At 62.4% G+C, this 19,089-nt stretch carries 20 protein-coding genes; 11 read left to right on the top strand and 9 right to left on the bottom strand.

Annotation, left to right across the window (positions count from 1 at the left end; translation table 11 throughout):
* Position 1: 1 nt before the first annotated feature.
* The 4 genes from AZKH_RS25735 to AZKH_RS25720 all read left to right on the top strand — a co-directional run bounded on the left by AZKH_RS25735 (position 2) and on the right by AZKH_RS25720 (position 4,915).
* Positions 2 to 2,440 (top strand): RND family transporter, encoded by a 2,439-nt coding sequence (locus AZKH_RS25735; protein ID WP_015452244.1) that lies wholly within the window; start codon positions 2 to 4, stop codon positions 2,438 to 2,440.
* Between the two features lie 24 nt (positions 2,441 to 2,464).
* Positions 2,465 to 3,478, top strand: coding sequence for a YeiH family protein (locus tag AZKH_RS25730; protein WP_231874604.1), 1,014 nt, complete (start codon positions 2,465 to 2,467; stop codon positions 3,476 to 3,478).
* Between the two features lie 122 nt (positions 3,479 to 3,600).
* Complete coding sequence (atoD, locus tag AZKH_RS25725; protein ID WP_015452242.1) at positions 3,601 to 4,260, top strand: acetate CoA-transferase subunit alpha; 660 nt, start codon at positions 3,601 to 3,603, stop codon at positions 4,258 to 4,260.
* 1 nt (position 4,261) lies between these two features.
* A complete protein-coding gene (locus tag AZKH_RS25720) occupies positions 4,262 to 4,915 on the top strand; it encodes a 3-oxoacid CoA-transferase subunit B (protein WP_015452241.1) in 654 nt (217 codons plus the stop codon).
* Between the two features lie 82 nt (positions 4,916 to 4,997).
* Here AZKH_RS25720 and AZKH_RS25715 read toward each other — a convergent pair whose 3' ends face one another.
* Positions 4,998 to 6,320 carry an MFS transporter gene (locus AZKH_RS25715; protein WP_015452240.1) on the bottom strand — a complete coding sequence of 441 codons (1,323 nt, stop codon included), beginning with the start codon at positions 6,318 to 6,320 and terminating at the stop codon, positions 4,998 to 5,000.
* Between the two features lie 67 nt (positions 6,321 to 6,387).
* Complete coding sequence (locus tag AZKH_RS25710) at positions 6,388 to 6,780, bottom strand: hypothetical protein (RefSeq protein ID WP_015452239.1); 393 nt, start codon at positions 6,778 to 6,780, stop codon at positions 6,388 to 6,390.
* Positions 6,781 to 7,354: 574 nt separating this feature from the next.
* Here AZKH_RS25710 and AZKH_RS25705 point away from each other — a divergent pair.
* From AZKH_RS25705 to AZKH_RS25690, 5 genes are read left to right on the top strand one after another with little or no spacing between them, the layout of a single operon-like run.
* Entirely contained in the window at positions 7,355 to 9,235 is a 1,881-nt protein-coding gene (locus AZKH_RS25705; RefSeq protein ID WP_015452238.1) for a 2-oxoacid:acceptor oxidoreductase subunit alpha, read from the top strand.
* Between the two features lie 10 nt (positions 9,236 to 9,245).
* Positions 9,246 to 10,268 carry a 2-oxoacid:ferredoxin oxidoreductase subunit beta gene (locus tag AZKH_RS25700; RefSeq protein WP_015452237.1) on the top strand — a complete coding sequence of 341 codons (1,023 nt, stop codon included), beginning with the start codon at positions 9,246 to 9,248 and terminating at the stop codon, positions 10,266 to 10,268.
* Positions 10,269 to 10,294: 26 nt separating this feature from the next.
* Positions 10,295 to 10,462, top strand: a complete 168-nt coding sequence (locus AZKH_RS27415; protein ID WP_015452236.1) for a hypothetical protein — start codon at positions 10,295 to 10,297, stop codon at positions 10,460 to 10,462.
* Between the two features lie 20 nt (positions 10,463 to 10,482).
* Entirely contained in the window at positions 10,483 to 10,746 is a 264-nt protein-coding gene (locus AZKH_RS25695; protein WP_015452235.1) for a hypothetical protein, read from the top strand.
* Between the two features lie 20 nt (positions 10,747 to 10,766).
* Positions 10,767 to 11,240, top strand: a complete 474-nt coding sequence (locus AZKH_RS25690; RefSeq protein ID WP_015452234.1) for a cytochrome c — start codon at positions 10,767 to 10,769, stop codon at positions 11,238 to 11,240.
* A 72-nt stretch (positions 11,241 to 11,312) separates the two neighbouring features.
* On the opposite strand, the gene AZKH_RS27410 is transcribed toward AZKH_RS25690, so the two are convergent.
* Positions 11,313 to 11,510 (bottom strand): hypothetical protein, encoded by a 198-nt coding sequence (locus tag AZKH_RS27410; RefSeq protein ID WP_041657978.1) that lies wholly within the window; start codon positions 11,508 to 11,510, stop codon positions 11,313 to 11,315.
* 96 nt (positions 11,511 to 11,606) lie between these two features.
* On the opposite strand from AZKH_RS27410, the gene AZKH_RS25680 reads away from it, so the two are divergent.
* The gene (locus AZKH_RS25680; RefSeq protein ID WP_015452232.1) at positions 11,607 to 11,909 is read left to right on the top strand and encodes a type II toxin-antitoxin system Phd/YefM family antitoxin; all 303 of its coding nucleotides are present in this window, start codon (positions 11,607 to 11,609) and stop codon (positions 11,907 to 11,909) included.
* 2 nt (positions 11,910 to 11,911) lie between these two features.
* The gene (locus AZKH_RS25675; RefSeq protein WP_015452231.1) at positions 11,912 to 12,304 is read left to right on the top strand and encodes a type II toxin-antitoxin system RelE/ParE family toxin; all 393 of its coding nucleotides are present in this window, start codon (positions 11,912 to 11,914) and stop codon (positions 12,302 to 12,304) included.
* A 170-nt stretch (positions 12,305 to 12,474) separates the two neighbouring features.
* Here the strand turns inward: AZKH_RS25675 and AZKH_RS25670 are convergent, their stop codons facing one another.
* From AZKH_RS25670 to AZKH_RS25645, 6 genes are read right to left on the bottom strand one after another with little or no spacing between them, the layout of a single operon-like run.
* A complete protein-coding gene (locus tag AZKH_RS25670; RefSeq protein ID WP_015452230.1) occupies positions 12,475 to 13,722 on the bottom strand; it encodes an acyl-CoA dehydrogenase family protein in 1,248 nt (415 codons plus the stop codon).
* Positions 13,723 to 13,749: 27 nt separating this feature from the next.
* On the bottom strand, positions 13,750 to 14,514 hold the full coding sequence (locus AZKH_RS25665) for an SDR family oxidoreductase (RefSeq protein WP_015452229.1): 765 nt from the start codon (positions 14,512 to 14,514) through the stop codon (positions 13,750 to 13,752).
* Positions 14,511 to 15,590, bottom strand: a complete 1,080-nt coding sequence (locus AZKH_RS25660) for a phosphotransferase (RefSeq protein ID WP_369795137.1) — start codon at positions 15,588 to 15,590, stop codon at positions 14,511 to 14,513. Before AZKH_RS25660 ends, AZKH_RS25665 begins: the two co-directional genes overlap by 4 nt.
* 8 nt (positions 15,591 to 15,598) lie before the next feature.
* Positions 15,599 to 16,270 (bottom strand): histidine phosphatase family protein, encoded by a 672-nt coding sequence (locus AZKH_RS25655; protein WP_015452227.1) that lies wholly within the window; start codon positions 16,268 to 16,270, stop codon positions 15,599 to 15,601.
* 9 nt (positions 16,271 to 16,279) lie between these two features.
* Complete coding sequence (locus AZKH_RS25650) at positions 16,280 to 17,518, bottom strand: thiolase family protein (protein ID WP_015452226.1); 1,239 nt, start codon at positions 17,516 to 17,518, stop codon at positions 16,280 to 16,282.
* Between the two features lie 4 nt (positions 17,519 to 17,522).
* Entirely contained in the window at positions 17,523 to 19,082 is a 1,560-nt protein-coding gene (locus AZKH_RS25645; RefSeq protein WP_015452225.1) for a class I adenylate-forming enzyme family protein, read from the bottom strand.
* Positions 19,083 to 19,089: the final 7 nt, after the last annotated feature.

Genomic DNA, 19,089 nt, shown 5'->3' with positions numbered 1-19,089 from the left:
GATGGCCGTCTCAATCGATTCGCAGGACACGACGCCAGTCGTGCGTTCCCTCTCGGAGTTCGATCGTAACTCGGGCAACCGCCTCGAGCGCTTGATCTTCAATCATCGCTTGGCCGTGGTCGCGCTGTGCGCGGTCGTCACTGTGGTGCTGGCGCTGGTCGCGGCCGCGAAACTGCATCTGAATGCGAGTTTCGAGAGCATGCTGCCGCAGGGCCAGCCCTACATCAAGAACTACCTGGAGAACCGCAAGGAGCTGCGGGGCTTGGGCAACGTGCTGCGGGTGGTGGTCGAGAACCCTGCAGGCGACATCTTCGAGCCGGCCTATCAGGACGCGCTCAAAAAGATCAACGACGAGTTGATCCTCACGCCGGGCGTCGACCGCGCGTGGGTGAAGTCCTTGTGGACGCCCTCGGTGCGCTGGACCGAAGTCACTGAAGAGGGCTTCCAGGGCGGCCCGGTGATGCCGGATTCCTACAACGGCTCGCCCAAGGCGACCGAGCAGTTGAAGCTCAACATCGCCCGCTCGGGCATCGTCGGGCGCTTTGTCGGCACCGACTTCCGCTCGAGCATGATCTTCGTGCCGCTGATGGACAAGGACCCGGCGACCGGTGCGGCGATCGACTATCGTGCCCTGTCGGCCACCCTTGAAGCGAACATCCGCGCGAAGTTTGAGCAGTCGGGCGCGCCGGTGCGTATCCACATCATCGGTTTCGCGAAGCTCGTGGGCGACCTCATCGACGGCGTGAGCCAGGTGATGACCTACTTCGCGGTCGCGGCCCTGATCGCAATCGTCGTGATCTTTGCCTATACCCGCTGCCTGCGCAGCACCGCGCTGGTGGTGGCCTGTTCGGTGATCGCGGTGGTGTGGCAGATGGGGCTCATTGCCGCCTTCGGCTTCGAACTCGACCCCTTCTCGATCCTCGTGCCCTTCCTGATCTTCGCGATCGGGGTGAGCCATGGCGCGCAGAAGATGAACGGCATCGTGCAGGACATCGGCCGCGGCACGCATCGCCTCGTCGCCGCCCGCTTCACCTTCCGGCGGCTGTTCCTCGCCGGCATGACGGCGCTGGTCGCGGACGCGGTGGGCTTTGCGGTGCTGATGGTGATCGACATCCCGGTGATCCAGGCGCTGGCACTCGCGGCGAGCATCGGCGTGGCGGTGCTGATCTTCACCAATCTGATCCTACTGCCGGTGCTCTTGTCCTATACCGGCGTGAGCACCCGGGCGGCCGCGCGTAGCCTGGTGGCCGAATCGTCGGCGAGCAGCGGGCTGTGGGCCTGGCTCGAACGCTTCACCGAGCGGCGCTGGGCGATCGGCGCGATCGCGGTGTCGGCGATCCTCACCGTCGCGGGCTTCGTCGTCTCCTTGCACCTCAAGATCGGCGACCTCGAAGCCGGGGCGCCGGAACTGCGCGCGGATTCGCGCTACAACCGCGATAACGGCTACATCACGGCCAACTACTCGCTCTCGTCCGACCAGTTCGCGGTGATCGTGAAGACTGCGACCGAAGGCTGCCTCAAGTACGAGACGCTGGTCGAGGCCGACCGCCTCGCCTGGACCCTGCAGCAGGTGCCGGGGGTGCAGACCACGGTCTTTCTCGGGGATGCGGTGCGCCAGATCACCGCCGGCTCCTTCGAAGGCAACCCGAAGTGGGTGACGCTCGCGCGCAACCAGGACGTCCTCAACTACGGCGCGCAGCAGGCCTCGGTGAATAACCCGGACCTCTTCAACAACGACTGTTCGGTGATGCCGGTGATCGCCTACCTGACGGACCACCGTGCCGAGACGCTCGACCGCGTGGTCGCAGCGGCAGCGCAGTTCGCCGAAGAACACAGTTCGAGCGAGCGCCAGTTCCTGCTCGCCGCAGGCAGCGCCGGGATCGACGCGGCGACCAACATCGTCGTGAAGGAAGCCAATCACACGATGCTCTTCTACGTGTATGGCGCGGTGATCGTCCTGTGCTTCATCACCTTCCGCAACTGGCGCGCGGTCGTCGTCGCGGTCGTGCCGCTGATGGTGACCTCGATCCTGTGCGAAGCGCTGATGGTGGTGCTCGGCATCGGCGTGAAGGTCGGGACCTTGCCGGTGATCGCGCTGGGCGTCGGGATCGGCGTCGATTACGCGCTCTATCTGCTCTCCATCCAGCTCGCGCAGCAGCGGGCGGGGGCGTCCCTGGCGGCTGCGCATCGGCGCTCGGTGCAATTCACGGGCAAGGTGGTCGCGCTGGTCGGCGTGACGCTGGCCGCGGGCGTCGTGACCTGGATCTGGTCGCCGATCAAGTTCCAGGCCGACATGGGCATCCTGCTGACCTTCATGTTCGTGTGGAACATGGTTGGCGCGCTGATCCTGATCCCGGCGCTGTCCCACTTCCTGCTGAAGAATCCGGCTCCGGCGCGCAGTTTCCGCGTGCGGCCCAAGCTGCGTTTCGCGGCCCGCTAACGATACGATATCTGGACCAACACGATGAGCATCCAAATGCGTGCAACCGCGATGTTGAACTTCCCGGCCTGGGCGCAGTTGTGGCCCGGCGTCCTGACGGCGATCACGATCTCGATGGCGGCGACTTTCGTCTCCGAACACCAGGGCGGACCGCAGCTGCTGTATGCGCTGTTCTTCGGCATGGCCTTCAACTTCGCCGCCAACGGCGAGAAGATCCACCGCGGCATCGAGTTCGCGTCGCGCCAGATCCTGCGCTTCGGCGTCGCGCTCCTGGGCGCGCGGATCACCGCCGAGCAGCTCGCGGGGCTCGGCGCGGAGTCGATTGCGATGGTCGCGGGGGGAGTGGTCTTGACGATCCTCTTCGGCGCGCTTGTCGGCCGGCTGCTGGGTCGTCCGGGAACGGAAGGGATACTGACCGGCGGGGCGGTCGCGATCTGCGGGGCGTCGGCCGCGCTCGCGATCTCGGCGGTGCTGCCGAAGAACGAAGCCAATCAGCGCTTCACGCTCTTCACGGTGGTCGGCGTCACGGCCTTGTCGACGGTCGCAATGATCATCTACCCCACGCTCGTGAAGATGCTTGGGCTCGACGCCAACGCGGCGGCGGTCTTCCTCGGCGGCACGATCCACGACGTCGCCCAAGTGGTGGCCGCGGGCTACCTGATCTCGCCCGAGGTCGGCGATGCGGCGGTCTTCGTGAAACTGTTCCGCGTGGCGATGCTGCTGCCGGTGGTCGCGGTCGTGTCGGTGCTCTTCCGCGACGGCGGCCCCGCGGGCCAGAAGCCGCCGGTGCTGCCCGGCTTCCTCGTCGGCTTCGCGGTGCTGGTGCTGATCAACAGCCTCGGACTGATCCCGAAAGAGGTCACGCAGGCCGCCTCCGGGCTGTCGCGCTGGTGCCTCGTCGTCGCGATCTCGGCACTCGGCGTGAAGACTTCGTTCCAGCAACTCGCGGCGGTCGGATGGCGGCCGGTGGCGATGCTGACCGCGAACACCGTCTTCCTGGCGGCGCTGATCCTGGGCGGGCTGTGGTGGTTGCATTGAGCTTGAAGCGCTGAACGGCACGGCTCCGACCCCAAAAAATACAAACGTAGACGGCCTCGATTCCTGCCCGACAAGAACGGGCCGGGAGGGGGAAGTGCCGTCTGCATCGAGGAGACAGAAGAATGGCTTTGGACAAGCAGGTGGATTGGTCCGAGATCGGACCGCTCTTTCGGGACGGCATGAGCATCATGTTCGGCGGCTTCATGGCCGTCGGTACGCCCGACGGGCTGGTGTCGGTGCTGCGCGAGCAGGGCACCAAGGACATCACGCTGATCGGCAACGACACGGCAGCGCCGGAGACGGGTGTCGGGCCGCTGATCTCGGGCGGGCAGGTGAAGCGGGTGGTCGTGTCGCATATCGGCACGAATCCCGTCACCGGCAAGAAGATGATCGCGGGCGAGCTCGACGTCGAACTCGTGCCGCAAGGGACGCTCGCGGAGCGCATCCGCTGCGGCGGGGCAGGGCTCGGCGGCGTGTTGACCCCGACCGGCGTCGGGACCGTCGTCGAGGAAGGCAAGACCAAGATGGTCGTCGACGGCAAGAGCTTTCTCGTCGAGCTGCCGCTGCGCGCCGACGTCGCGATCCTGAAGGCCAAGCGCGCCGATCGCGCGGGCAACCTCGTCTATGAGCGGGCCGGGCGCAACTTCAACCCGATCATGGCGCTCGCCGCGGATCTCGTGATCGCGGAAGTCGATGAGATCGTCGAGATCGGCGAGATCGACCCCGACCTCGTGATGACGCCGGCGGCGCTCGTCGACAAGATCGTTCTCCGGGGGCAATGACATGCAAGCAAAGGAAGTGATCGCACGGCGCGTCGCCCAGGAGTTCCACGAAGGCTATGTCGTCAATCTCGGCATCGGGTTGCCGACCATGGTACCGCGCTACCTGCCGCAGGGCATGCACATCACCTTGCAGTCCGAGAACGGTTTTCTGGGCCTCGCGCCGCTCGAAGGCGAGCCGATGCCGGGGGTCGTCAACGCCGGGGGCATTCCCTGCGGGCTGATGCCGGGTGCTGCGATGTTCGACAGTGCGATGTCCTTCGCGCTGATCCGCGGCGGGCATGTGGACGTCACCGTGCTGGGCGGGCTGCAGGTCGACGAGGAGGGCAATCTCGCGAACTGGATGGTGCCGGGCAAGATGGTCCCGGGCATGGGCGGCGCGATGGATCTCGTGACCGGTGCGCGCAAGGTCATCGTCGCGATGGAGCACTGCACGAAGGAAGGCGAGCCGCGCATCCTCGACCGCTGCACATTGCCGCTGACGGCCAAGGGGCGGGTGGCTATGGTCGTCACCGAACTGGCGGTGTTCCGCATCACGCACGGCGAGTTCGTGCTCGTCGAGTACGCGCCCGGCGTGTCGCTCGATGACATCCGCAAGACCACCAAGGCCCGCTTTGCGGTTTCGGACGAGATCAGGGAGATGAATCTCGGCCTGTAGACCGCGGGCTAGCGTTTTCGCAGGGGTGTCCAACGGCCACCTGATATTCCTCCTCTCCAGGATTCGGACACCCCTCTTTTTATCAGTGGCTGTGCGGGTGCAGCATGCGCATCCGCGCCAGGTCCGCCTCGTAATGCCGATAGCCAACGGCAAAGGCGACCGACGCCGCGACGGCGGACAGCGGCATTAGCTGCATGGCCGGGAGCAGCCCGATGCGATCGGCGAGAAAGCCCGTGAGGAAGGGCCCCGGCGCCAGCCCGAGCAGGTTGTTCGCGAGCGTCAGCGTCGCGAACGCGCTGGCGTGGATCGACGCATGCGTCAGGTTTGCGACCATCGCGCCCGCAGGGCCGGTCGTGCCGGCGACGAAGAACATGCCGAGTCCGATGATGACGAACTGCATCGGGCCTGCCGGGACGTGAAAGCCCACTAGCAGCAGCGCGCAGGAAGCGACCGAGTACGCCATCGCGATCAACCATTTGCGTATCGCGAAAGTGCGGCTGAGGCGGTCCGTGATGATCCCGCAACAGGTCATTCCGATCGCGCCGATCAGGACGAAGGCCGCGGCCACAAGGCCGGCCCGGTCGGGGGGCAGGTCATAGTAGCGATTGGCGTAGCTCGGGAGCCACGCGATCAGCGACGCCATGACGAATAGTTGCAGGCCGCTGCCGATGTAGGCGCACACGACCGAGACGGAGGAAAACAGCGCGCCGAAGAGCTTGCGCAAGCCCGGGCAGGGCATACGGCCTTTGGACTCGGAGGCACCGCTTTTCGCCGCTCCGACACTTTCCACCGACAAGCGCCGTTCGGTGACGATCAGGGCGTACAACACCACCAGCCCGAGCCCGAACACCGCCATCGCGCCAAAGGCCCAGCGCCAGCCCAGATGGGTGGCTACGACCCCGCCGAGCGCCATGCCCAGTACCGACCCCATCGCACCGCCGGCCATAAAGGCGGCGGTCAGCGATGAACGCAGGTGGGGCGGAAAGACGCTCAGGATCAGTGCAATGCCGACGCTGCCATAGGCCGCTTCGCCGAGGCCGACGAAGAACCGCGCCACGAACATCTGCGCGTATCCCTCGGCCAGCGCACAGGCCATCGTGGCCAGGCTCCACAGGCCCGCCATCAGCACGATGCTGCGCACGCGCCCCCAGCGGTCGGCGAGGACAGACAGCGGAAAGCTGAGCATTCCGACGAGCAGCGCAACGATGCTGTTCAAGGAACCGAGCTGCGTGTCCGACAGCCCCCATTCGGCCTTCAACACCGGGAAGACTGCGTTCAGCACTTGCCGCGACATGTAGTCGGAGATCAGCAGTCCGAAAGTCAGCGCAAAGACGATCCACGCGAAACTGCGGGACACGCTGGGGGTATACGGGATCGTGCTGGCGTCAGCGACGTAGGTTGCCACGGATGTCTCCTCCGAATGCCGGTGTCCGGCTTCTTTTATGTTCTGCCGCGGGGCAGGCGAATGCTTGTCAGGCAGATATGGCAGGCTCGTTGTTCATGCGCACATAGATCGTGCCCACGTCGGGCACGACGACCCTCGGCCCTGTCCGACGCACCGGGGACGACCCCGAGCCACAACTGCCCGAGCCGCAGCTCGCGGTGCTGGCGGAACTGCAGGAACCCGGCCCGCAGCCACCGATCGGAGCGGGACCTGAGCCGTCATCGCCATCGTCGATGTAAGGGACGACCTCGACCTCGTAGCCCTTGGCCTTGTATTTCGCGACCAGTTCCGAAAGTCGCGGCTCGCCGATCTGCATCATGCGCATGTAGCCCTCGCGCTCGAGTCGATCGTGCAGGGCATCAATTTCGTCCGGCCTGTCGGTCCGCATCAGGCTGAGGTGGATGACCTTCTTCGTCGTCATGATTGCGCTTCCTTATATTCCGCCGGTCGTTAAACAATGAACCGTCCGGAAGAATTCACGGGCGCTCGCAGGCACCCGGAATGCAGGCCATTCCAGGTCATGGCGGTGTCTCCTCCGTCACTGATTCGTTCTTTTGTGCGACCACGTTAAGCACTCTGGCGAGGTCGCGATTGACCTGCGGGGACATTGCCTTGACATTTGGTGCTAGCGACGGCGCCACGCCCTGCACGCGCCAAGGCCATCGCCACGACTCGCAAGGGGATGACCGCTCCCCACCCATCCGGTGGGGGCCACGCGCCGGGAATCCGCCCTCACAAGACGCTTCGGCGGGAAGCGAAATCTGCCCCGGACCCAGTCCGGGCGAGCACTTCGAGGGAATCCACGATCGGTTGCGGATTCGATCCGTAAGGCTCACGGCCTCGACGAGTGGTGAGACGTACGGTCAAGAAATTGGCGCGCCGGGTCAATCGGCGGCCTCATTGCAAAGCGCCTAATCGATTCCGCCAAACGACGTGCGGCCGACCGTGCGTTCCTCGGTCGCCGCACTCCAATAACGGATATCAGGTGCCTTTGTATGGATACTCAAGTCATGACGGCGGACGCGCCCGAGGCGAGCCGCTGCGGGATGCAGACAGTCCGGCCGATAGAGGAAGTCAAAAGTGTCGTCATCCGATTCGTCGGGGATTCGGGCGACGGCATGCAGCTTACCGGTAACGAATTCTCGAAGGCGATCGCGCGAGCCGGCCACGATTTCGCGACGCACCCGGACTATCCGTCCGAAATCCGCGCCCCGACCGGCACGCTGTTCGGGGTGTCGGGCTATCAGATCCAATTTTCGTCGGGGCAGGTCTTCACCTCCGGCGACGCGCCCGACGTCCTGGTCGCGATGAACCCGGCGGCGCTGAAAACCAATCTGTCCGATGTGAAGCACGGCGGCATGATCATCGCCAACAGCGGAGCCTTCAACAAGGTGAACCTGCAGAAGGCCGGCTACCAGAGCAATCCGCTGGAAGACGGCACGCTGACCGATTTCCGGCTCTACACGATCGACATCTCGGATCTGACCGCGCAGGCCCTCAAGAACACCGGGATTGCGAAGAAGGAAGTCGGCCGCTGCAAGAACTACTATGCCCTCGGCCTGATGCTGTACCTCTATAGCCGGCCGATCGAAAACGAAGAAGAGAACATCCGCGCGAAGTTCGCGAAGAAGCCCGACATCGCCGAAGCGAACGTCATCGCGCTGCGCGCCGGTTACGCGTATGCCGAATCGGCCGAGATGTTCGTCAGCACCTACCAGGTGCGCGCGGCCGACATCCAGCCGGGGCGCTATCGCAGCCTCACCGGCAACCACGCCGCGGCGCTGGGGTTCGTCGCCGCGTCGGAACTCGCGAAGGTGCCGCTCTTCCTCGGCTCCTACCCGATCACGCCGGCGACCGACATCCTGCACGAGCTCTCGGGCCTCAAGCACTACAACGTCACGACCTTCCAGGCCGAAGACGAGATCGCCGGCATCTGTTCGACGATCGGCGCGGCCTATGGCGGCGTGCTGGGGCTGACGACGACGTCCGGCCCCGGCATGGCGCTGAAGACCGAGGCGATGGGGCTCGCGGTGATGCTCGAACTGCCGCTGGTGATCACCAACGTCCAGCGCGGCGGCCCGTCCACCGGCCTTCCGACCAAAGTCGAGCAATCCGACCTGCTGCAGGCCGTGTATGGACGCAACGGCGAATGCCCGATCCCGGTGATCGCGGCGCGTTCGCCGGCCGACTGCTTCGACTGCGCCATCGAGGCCTTCCGCATCGCGGTCAAATACATGACGCCGGTGATCTTCCTGTCCGACGGCGGCATCGGCAACGCCGCCGAGCCGTGGCGGATTCCCGATCCGGCCGCGCTGCCGCCGCTCGACGTGAAGTTCCGCACCAACCCGGACGGCTTCGAGCCTTATGCGCGCGACGAACACCTCGCACGTGCCTGGGTGCGCCCCGGCACGCCCGAAATGGAGCATCGCGTCGGTGGTCTGGAGAAGCACTTCCTCACCGGCAACATCTCGCACGACCCGCTCAATCACCAGCGCATGGTCGAAGTGCGCGCCGCGAAGGTCGCCGGTATCGCGAAAGACATCCCGCCGCTCGAGGTGGAAGGCCCGTCCTCGGGCGATCTGCTGATCGTCGGCTGGGGCAGCACCTACGGCTCGATCGTGCAGGCGCGCGAGCAGGCGGAACTGGCCGGCAAGTCGGTCGCCCACGTGCATCTGCGCCATCTCAACCCGCTGCCGGCCGAGCTCGGCGACATCCTCGCCCGCTACAAGACCGTGCTCGTGCCGGAACTGAACCTGGGGCAGCTCGCCCGGCTGCTGCGCGAACGCTACCTGCGCGATGTGATCGTCATGCCCAAGGTGCAGGGAAAGATGTTCAAGGTATCCGAAATCTACAACCGCATCCTGGAGCTGTGCTGAGGAACCGACCATGAATCAGATGACTGAAATCAAGCCGCTGACCCGAAAGGACTTCGAGTCCGACCAGGATGTGCGCTGGTGCCCCGGTTGCGGCGACTACGCCTTGCTCGCCCAGGTGCAGAAGCTTCTGCCGACGCTCGGCATTCCGCGCGAAAACTTCGCTTTCATCTCCGGCATCGGCTGTTCGAGCCGGTTTCCGTATTACATGGAAACCTATGGCATGCACAGCATCCATGGCCGCGCGCCGGCCATCGCGAGCGGATTGAAGCTCGCGCGCCCGGAGCTGTCGGTGTGGGTCGTGTCGGGCGACGGCGATTCGCTCGCGATCGGCGGCAATCACTTCATCCATGCGATGCGGCGCAATATCGGGCTGAAGATGATCATGCTCAACAACCGCATCTACGGCCTGACGAAGGGGCAGTACTCGCCGACTTCGGAGTTCGGCAAGAAGACCAAGACCACTCCACTGGGCAGCATCGACCGCCCATTCAGCCCCGTTTCGGTGGCACTGGGAGCTGGTGCGACCTTCGTTGCGCGCACCGTCGATAGCGATCATACGCACCTCCTGGAAACGCTCAGACGCGCCGCAGAACACCCGGGAACAGCCTTCGTCGAGGTGCTGCAGAACTGCCTCGTCTTCAACGACGGCGCCTACAACACGCTGGCCGACAAGGAGACCCGCGACGACGCGCGCATCCTGCTCGAACACGGCAAGCCCCTGCGTTTCGGCAAGGACGGCAACAAGGGCATCCGCATGCGCGGCTTCGACCCCGAAGTGGTCACGATCGGCGAAGGCGGCGTCACGGAGGCGGATCTCGCGGTCCACGACGAATCGGCCCCCAACGGCGGGCTCGCCTTCTTCCTGTCGCAGTTCGCGGCGCCGCTACCGGTTCCGCTCGGCGTGTTCCGTTCGGTGGAAGCGCCGGCCTACGAGGCGCTCAGCACCCAGCTCGCGGCCGACGCCCGTGCGCAAAAAGGCCCCGGAACGCTGGAAAAGCTCTTCAACAGCGGCGATACCTGGACGATCGCTTGATAACAACAACGAGGAGACGACAGACCATGAAACATGCATTTCATCCAGTTGCGGCGGCGTTCCTGATGTGCGCAGGAATCGGGTCGGGCTGCGCCGAAGAGGCGGCTGGCGGACAGCGGGCGAGCGATCCGGACCACTACGCCTATATCGACGCCTTCTATTCGGGCCCGGAAAACTATCCGATTTCCTGGTGAGACCGGAGGTCTGGCCGATCATGAATACCTTGTTGAAGGGCTTCTGCCTTGTCGTCTACGCACTGGCAGTCGTTGGAATCTTCATCCCGCTTCCCGGCAACACGGCCACGATCCAGTATGCGGCGCTCATCCTGCTGGGCGGCCACGTACTGGAAATCTTCATCGCCTTCAAGAGCGTCCGCCTCTACAAGGGGCCGCTCGCGGTCAGCGTCCTGCTGACCGTGCTGTTCGGCTTCCTGCACTGGATCCCGCTCGCCAAGGAAGAAGCCAACGCCTTCAAGTGAACCCTGGAGAACTATCAAGAATGAATATGCTGAAAAAGCTGGTCGTGACGAGTGTTCTGATGAGCGTACTCGCCGCCGTCGCAGGTAGCGCCGTGGCGGCACCGCTCAAGCCTGACGAGCAGATCAAGTTCCGCAAGGCCGGTTACGGCTTCATGGCCTGGAACATGCGCAAGATCAAGGGCAACCTCGAAGGCTCGTATGGCAGTGAAGAGGTCGCGAAGGCCGCGGCAGCGGTCGCGGCGGTGTCGAACTCGGGTCTGGGCGCGCTCTTCGGTGCCGGCACCGACCAAGACATCGGCGACGTGAAGACGCGCGTCAAAACGGAGTTCTTCCTGCAACCGGACAAGGTCAAGGAGTTGGCGCAGGCCTTCAACAAGGAAGCCAACGAGCTCGCAAAAGTCGCTGCGACAGGGGACGCCGCCGCAGTGAAGGCACAGTTCGGCAGGACGAGCGACGCCTGCCAGGCCTGCCACGACCGGTTCCGTACGGACTGAGCGGCAGGGCAGGGGAGCGCCCGATGCCGGCGCTCCCTGACGCTAACCGCATTTGCGCAGTCTTCGAGTGAATCAGCGCTGGAAGTGATTCCAGATCACATCCAGCCCGGAATGCGGAACCGCGAAAGGCTCCGGCTGGTAGGAGGCGACGATGGCGCCCCTTGCATCGTGCGAGGCGAGGGGCGTGTCGTCTGGCCGCGACGGCCTGGCGACGTCGAAAAGCATCCCGCCGATCAAGGCACCCGATGCCACCAGAAAAGCGCCGGTCATCAAATGCCGTGGTGGCGGGGCCGCGGCCTCTACCATCACCCCATCTTGATCTGTATTATGTACAAAATTCTGCAACTAAAGACAGTGAGGCTCGCTATGTCGATCTCTGCCAGTGACGTCATTCCCTTCTCACAAGCCCGCGCCAATCTCTCCGACCTAGCAGACCAGGTCAAAGCTGGTGCCGAGAAGATCATCACCAAGAATGGTGAAAGCTACGTGGCCCTGATCGATTCGGACCGACTGGACTACTACCATCAGCTCGAACGGGAACATATCCATCTACTGCTCATCAATGAAGCCGGCAAAGGGCTGGACGATATCGCGGCTGGCCGCACCAAGAATGCGCGCACCACTCTGCAGGCCATCAAGCGCAAGCGTGCCGCCAACACGGGAGGCTGAGCGTGGCAGGTAAGGCTTCATCGCCGATCGCAGTCAAGCTCACCGCAAACTTTGAGCGCAACCTGGAGGAAATCGAGCAATTCCTGATCGATGCGGAGGCTGCGCCGGCCTACGACGGCTTGCTCGATGAGCTACTTGAAACCGTCATCCCCAATCTTGAACGTTTCCCTGCGATGGGGCGTTCATTCATGGATCGCCCGGTTCGCTCGGTTGAGACCACCAACGGAATCGACACGCTGCAGGGCAAATTGAGCAAGATCGGTCGAAATGCCGAAATTCGCGAGTACGTGCTGCAGCACTACTTGCTGCTGTACGCATTCACCGGCGAAGAGGTTTTCCTGCTCGCCATCCGCCACCACAAACAGCTTTCGTTCGATTTCAAAGCATTGTGGTAACCGCGGTTCCGGAACGTCTCAAACGCCCCTTTCGATACACCTGTTTCTCGCCGGCAGATTGCGCAGTTTCACACTGGCACCGACATCGCTGGTGTTGCCGCTGATGGCGTACCCGTCGACGAATCGCTGTTGGCGCGCAGTCAGGCCGGGTACGTCATCAAGCTGTTTCATCAGCGCAATGGAGTTGTCAAATAGGGTGCAGTAGCGCCTAGTTTTTCCTGCCCTTTCTTGACTTCAATACGGGCGATATTTTGCAGATGGACTTCATCCGGGCCGTCAGCGAAGCGCAAAGCGCGGCCCCAGGTCCACATGTCAGCCAGTGGCGTATCGGGACTGATACCCATGGCCCCGAATACCTGCATCGCACGATCGCATACCGCGGTATAAACCCCAGGTACCAGGGCTTTGATCATGGAAATTTCCTTGTGCGCATGCTTGGCGCCAAACTGATCAATCATCCAGGCTGTCTTCAACACCAGCAAGCGCGCCTGATCGATCTCGATCCTTGATCTCGCGATCCACTCGCCGATCGAACCATGTTGATGTAGGTACTTTCCGAACGCGCGTCGCTCCAGGCTTCGGTCAATCATCATTTCCAGAGCAAGCTCGGCAGCACCGATCGATCGCATGCAGTGGTGAATACGCCCGGGACCGAGACGCGCCTGGGCCAAGGCGAAACCACTGCCTTCCTCACCGAGCAGATTGGATACCGGCACGCGCACATTACGGAAGACGACCTCGCAGTGGCCTTCCGGCGAATGGTGGTTCACGATATTGATATTGCGTACAACTTCCAGGCCCGGCGTGTCCCGAGGCACCAGGATCATGCTCTGTTGCTTGTGGCGCTCTGCGTCCGGGTCAGTCTTGCCCATGACGATGAAAATACGGCAGTGCGGATGAGCGGCGTTGGTGATGAACCATTTGCGACCATTGATGACGTATTCGTCGCCTTCCCGCCGGATCGAGGTGGTGATGTTCGTGGCGTCCGAGGATGCTACGTCAGGCTCTGTCATTGCGAAAGCCGAACGAATTTCGCCCTCGAGCAGTGGACGCAGCCAAGCCTTTTGCTGCTCCGGGGTGCCGAACATGTGCAGAAGTTCCATGTTGCCGGTGTCCGGAGCATTGCAGTTGAAGACTTCGGACGCCCAGCTCACACGTCCCATAATCTCGGCCAGTGGCGCGTACTCCAAGTTGGTCAGTGGGGTCCCGGGTTCGTCAGCGTGCAGGCTGGGCAGGAACATGTTCCACAAGCCTTCCGACTTGGCCAGCGCCTTAAGATCCGCCATGAAGGAGACTGGAAACTGGTCGCGATGCACTTCCTCAAGCCACTGGCGCTGGCGCGGCACAATATGGGTGTCCATAAAGCGGCGCACGCGTTCCCGAAGATCTTCGACTTTGGACGAGTAGGCAAAATCCATGATATTTCCTTTCTATCGATCCATCTTTTAAAGAGTCATGCCGCCGTCGACGACGATGCAGTCGCCGTTGGTATAGCTGGCGGCGTCAGATACAAGGTAAAGCACAGCGCCCGCCATCTCGCGCGGTTCAGCGTGACGGCGCAACGGAATGTTGGAGACCCATTCGCTGTAGAGCTTTTCGTCATTGAATAGCGCGGTCGAAAATTTGGTCTTGGTCAGCCCGGGCAACAAGGCATTGACGCGGATTCCCAACGAGCCGCATTCTCTGGCGAAAGCCTTGGTCATATTGACGATCGCCGCCTTGGTGATCGAATAAATGCCTTGATTCGCCCCGGGTCGCAAAGCATTCACCGAGGCGACATTGACGATCGAGCCCTTACCCTGCTTCTTCATCATCTTTCCTGCCTCTACCGACATGAAGAAGTAGCCGCGAATGTTGACTTCGACAGTTTTGGTAAAAGCGGCAAGATCCGTGTCCAGCACATGCCCGTAATAGGGGTTAGCCGCGGCGTTGTTGATCAGAATGTCGAGGCGGCCGTGAAGGTGTTCAATTAGTTCAAATGCAGCAGCGATGTCTTCCATCTTGCCGACATTGCAGGCAAGCACACTCGCGCTTCCACCTGCATCACGAATAGCGTCGGCTACTCTTTGGCAGTCTTCCGCTTTTCGGCTGGAAACGATCACATGCGCTCCCTGTTCCGCCAGCAGCTTGGCGATCTCTTCACCGATGCCGCGACTTGCCCCCGACACCAGGGCGATTTTTCCTTCAAGGTCGAATAGTTTGGTGGTCATGACATACTCCTTTCCCTGTTTCGCTCAATTGATGAACCAACCGACGTTTCTTTTTCATTCGCTGCGGCAAAGCCCATTGCGGTGAGCGGTACAACCATCTCTCCGACTCTTTGCGCATGCAGGCTGGACGCATTGCCGTCGATGGCACGCTTCCTTACCCCTTGAGCGATAGCAGCAAGGCGGAAAAAACTAAATGCAATGTAAAAATTCCAGTTCTCTATTTTTGGGATGCCGCGCAACTCACAGTAGCGCTGGACTATTTCAGCTTCTTCGGGCACTCCAAGAACGCCACGATTTTTGCTGCCCAGGCCGGCGACGTAAGCATCCGCCGGCAATCGCAGGCACATGCAGAAATATGCGAGATCCGCCAGGGGATTGCCCAGCGTGGAAAGCTCCCAGTCCAGGACAGCCAAAACGCGCAGGTCTTTGGGATGGAAAATGAGGTTGTCGAAGCGGAAGTCGCCATGAACCAGCGCTGGCCTAGCGTCTTCCGCCGGGCAATGCTTCGGAAGCCAATCAATTAAGGCCTCCATGCATTCCAATCGCTCGGTTTCAGAAGCACGATATTGCTTTGTCCATGTGCCTATTTGCCGCTCGAAATAATTTCCCGCGCGGCCATAATCACTCAAGCCGACCTTATCGACATCGACGTCATGCAGTGACGCTAGTGCCGTTATCAATGCATCGTAAGCTGGTTTGCGCTGATCAATATCGAGGTCGGGAAGCGACGGATCCCAAAAGATGCGCCCATCAAGATAATCCATGATGTAGAACATGCTGCCGATTACGCTCGGATCGGTGCAGAGATGATGTGCATGCGCAACGGGCACTTTCGACGATGACAATGCCGTGATGACGCGATATTCACGGTCCACCGCATGCGCCGATTTCAAGAGCTGGCCTGGCGGCTGGCGGCGCAGGACATAGTTGCCGCTCTTTGCCCGCAATAGAAATGTAGGATTTGACTGACCGCCCGAAAACTTCTCTGCGCTCAATGGGCCGGCAAACCCCTTGACATGGGTTTCCAAGTATTTGCACAGCCCGTCGACATCAAGTTGGTTGATTTCTCTGGTCACAATCATGGCTACCCATAGGTAATGAGGTTTAAACGATCCGCATTGTCGAAATACGGAATGCTGTTGAAAGTTGCTAGATGAAATGAATCTGCATTGAAGAAATATCGGCAAAAGCTACAGTTGTGAATTTGCAGGTTGAGCGATATGACTGTTTCCCTGGGGGCGCCAAGTGTCTGCTGCGTTATTGCAGCCATGACTCCCCCCGAGCTCACTGCTAAGATCCGTTGTCCTTTCAGTCCCTGGATATGGTTCTTGGCATCAGCCACACGCTGCTGAAACTGCGACCATGTCTCCGGAATAGGGCCTTCGATACGATCTTCCATCCATAACAGCAATACTTGCCTTAAGGCCCTATAGAAATCCTTCTTGCCTTTCTTTGCCAGCAGCTGCAATTCATGGTGTTCATCACCGAGACCGTCAAATAGCGCGCCAAAGTCGTACTCGTTGAGTCCTCGATGTTCCTTAAGGCTCGCAACTTCAGGTGAACCTTGGAATATGGCCTCCACGGTTTGCCGGTGCCGATTCATCGTCCCGAGCAATACGTGATCGAAGACTATTTCTCGCTCAGCAAAGTATTCCCCGAGCAGCTGCCCCTGTTGCTGTCCCAACAATGAAAGCTGGTCATAATTGTCGGCTCCGAAACTTGCCTGACCATGCCTGACGAGATATAGCTCTGCCATGACTTGCGCTCAATGCCTCAGGATATGGATCGCTACCACGGCTTCCTCGACGCCCTGCAAGCCGCCGCCGTTCTCCTGCATGGCATGGCGGGCGCCCTCGACTTGGCGCGCGCCGGCCTCGCCGCGCAATTGGGTCACCAGTTCGTAGAGTTGGCCGATACCGGTAGCACCCAGGGGGTGGCCTTTTGATTCAAGGCCGCCCGAGGGGTTGATCGGGATCCGGCCGCCGATGGTGAAGTCACCGCGCTCGGCCGCCGGGCCGCCTTCACCCGGGTCGACGAACCCGAGGTTTTCGGCCTGGATGATCTCGCCCATCGCCGAGGCGTCGTGGACTTCGGCGACGTCGATGTCGCCGGGTCCGATGCCGGCGATCTCGTAGGCCTGCAGCGCCGCCAGGCGGCCAACGGCCTTTTCTGGCTCGTCGATGCGGCGGTGGCTGAAAGTGCGGATCACGCTGGCCGCGACCTCGACCGTGCGGCTGCGGTCGGCGCCGATCCGCTTCAGCCCCTCCTCGGTGCAGACGATGGCGGCGGCGGCACCGTCGGACAACGGCGCGCACATCGGCAGTGTGATCGGATAGGTGATCGGCGGCGCCGCCAACACTTCGTCGATGCTGAAGGGCTTGCGGAACTGCGAGTAGGGGTTATGCACCGAGTGACCATGGTTCTTGGCGCAGACAGCGGCGATCTGCCGTTGCGTGGTGCCGTAGGTCCGCATGTGCCAGCGGCACATCGCAGCGTAGATGGCCATGAAACGGCTGTAGGGGCGGTCCGATTCCGACCCCGGCGGCGGCGTGACGCCTTCGCCCATCCTGATCAGGGTGGCATAGTTTTCTTCGACGCGCGAGACGTCCCAGCCGCCCTCGAACAGCGCCATCGCGCGGGCCTTGTCGGGGATGTTCATCTTTTCGGCGCCGATCGCCAGCGCCACGTCGGTGGTGCCCGCCTTCAGGCTCTGCAGCGCGAGATGAAAGGCGCTGCTGCCCGAGGCGCAGGCGTTCTCGACATTGAATACCGGTATGCTGTCGATTCCGATCTTGCTGAAGATCACCTGGCCCGGCACCGAGATCTGCCCCTGCAGCGCGCCGTTGGTCATGCCCGAGTAGTAGGCTGCGCCGATGTCGGCGGCGACGCAGCCGGCATCCTCGAGCGCGCCGGCGAGCGCTTCGTCGGCCAGGTCGTGCAGGCTGCGCTCGAGGTGGCGACCGAAGACAGTCATGGCGATGCCGGCGATGTAGAGTCGTGTCATTGTTTTAAATTCTCCGCTCGGTGGTGCGCCAGTACTCGGCGCGCAAGTCCTTCTTCAACACCTTGCCCGCCGCGCTGCGGGGCAGGGCAGCAATGAAGTCGACCGTCTTGGGCGCCTTGACCGAGCCCAGCTTCTGCTTGCACAGCGCGATCAGTTCCTCGCCGCTCACGCTCTGGTCGGCGTTCAACTCGACCACCGCCTTCACCGACTCTCCCCACTTCTCGTCGGGGACGCCGATGACGGCGCAGTCGCGCACTGCCGGGTGAGCCCAGATCACCTGCTCGACTTCGCTGGGGTAGACGTTGAAGCCGCCGCTGATGATCATGTCCTTCTTGCGGTCGGTGATGTGCAGATAGCCGCCGGCGTCGAGGTGGCCGATGTCCCCGGTGTGCAGCCAGCCGTCGACGATGGTTTCCGCGGTCTTGGCCGGGTCCTTGTAATAGCCCTTCATCACCAGGTCGCCGCGGACGCAGATCTCGCCCGTTTCGCCCTGGGGCAGGACTCGGTTGTCGTCGGAGAGGATCTCGACTCGGATCAGCGGATTGGGTCGTCCCACCGACGACAGCTGCTCGTCGCTGGCCAGCGCCGCGCCGTCGAAATGCTCGCCGGGGCGCAGGCAGGCAATGGCTCCCGGGGCTTCGGTCTGGCCGTAGCTTTCCGTCATGACCGGTCCAAACACCTCGATCGCGTGCTTGAGCTTGTCCACCGACATCGGCGCCGCGCCGTAGAGGAAATACTTCAGCGACGAGAAGTCGACCTTCTTGTTCAGGTCGGGGATGTCGAGCAGGCGGTAGATCACCGTCGGCGGTAGGAAGAATTCGGTCACCCGGTGTTGCGGGATTGCCTCCAGCAGCAGCGCCGGATCGGGCTTGGGGAGGATGACGACGGTACCTCCGCGAGCCGTGCACGGCAGCGACAGCAGCCCCGAGGTGTGGGTCATCGGCGCTGCCGCCAGATTGACCGGGCGATCCTGCGCGCCATAGCTGCAGCCGATCATGAAGTGGGCGACGAAGGTCTGAATACTGCGGTGGGTGTTCATCACCCCCTTGGGCAGACCGGTGGTTCCGCCGGTGGGTGAGATCGCGACCACATCGTCGAGATCGACCGTCAGACCCAAGTCGGTATCGGCGTGGCCTTCGACCCAAGTGGCCAGTGAGACGGCACCCTCAGCCTCGCCGTCTATGCAGACGTAGAGTTTGATTTTCAGCAGCTGCGGCCGCAGTGCGGCGATCGTTGCCTCAAACTCCTTCTGGAAGAACAGCACGTCGCAGTCGAAGGTGTCGAGGACGTAGCGATTTTCGTCGGCGCCGTTGCGCGCGCCCACCGGGATCCAGGCCATATTGGCCCGCCACAGTCCGAGCGCGCAGGTCCAGGCGGTGGCGTCGTTGCCGGCCCAGACCGCGCCCTTGCTTCCGCGCCCGAAACCGGCGGCCAGCAGCGCGCGGGCGATGCGGCAGCTCAGCCGTCCGACCTCGTTGAAGCTGAAGGAACGGTCTCCCTGGATGTAGGCCGCACCTTCGGGGTTGGCGCGCCAGCCGCGGTCGAAGAAATCGATGATCGCCATGGTCGGG

The organism is Azoarcus sp. KH32C, from assembly GCF_000349945.1.
Taxonomy (GTDB): Bacteria; Pseudomonadota; Gammaproteobacteria; order Burkholderiales; family Rhodocyclaceae; genus Aromatoleum.
Note: the sequence above shows the minus strand (reverse complement) of the source record. Positions and strands in the feature narration are given on the sequence as shown.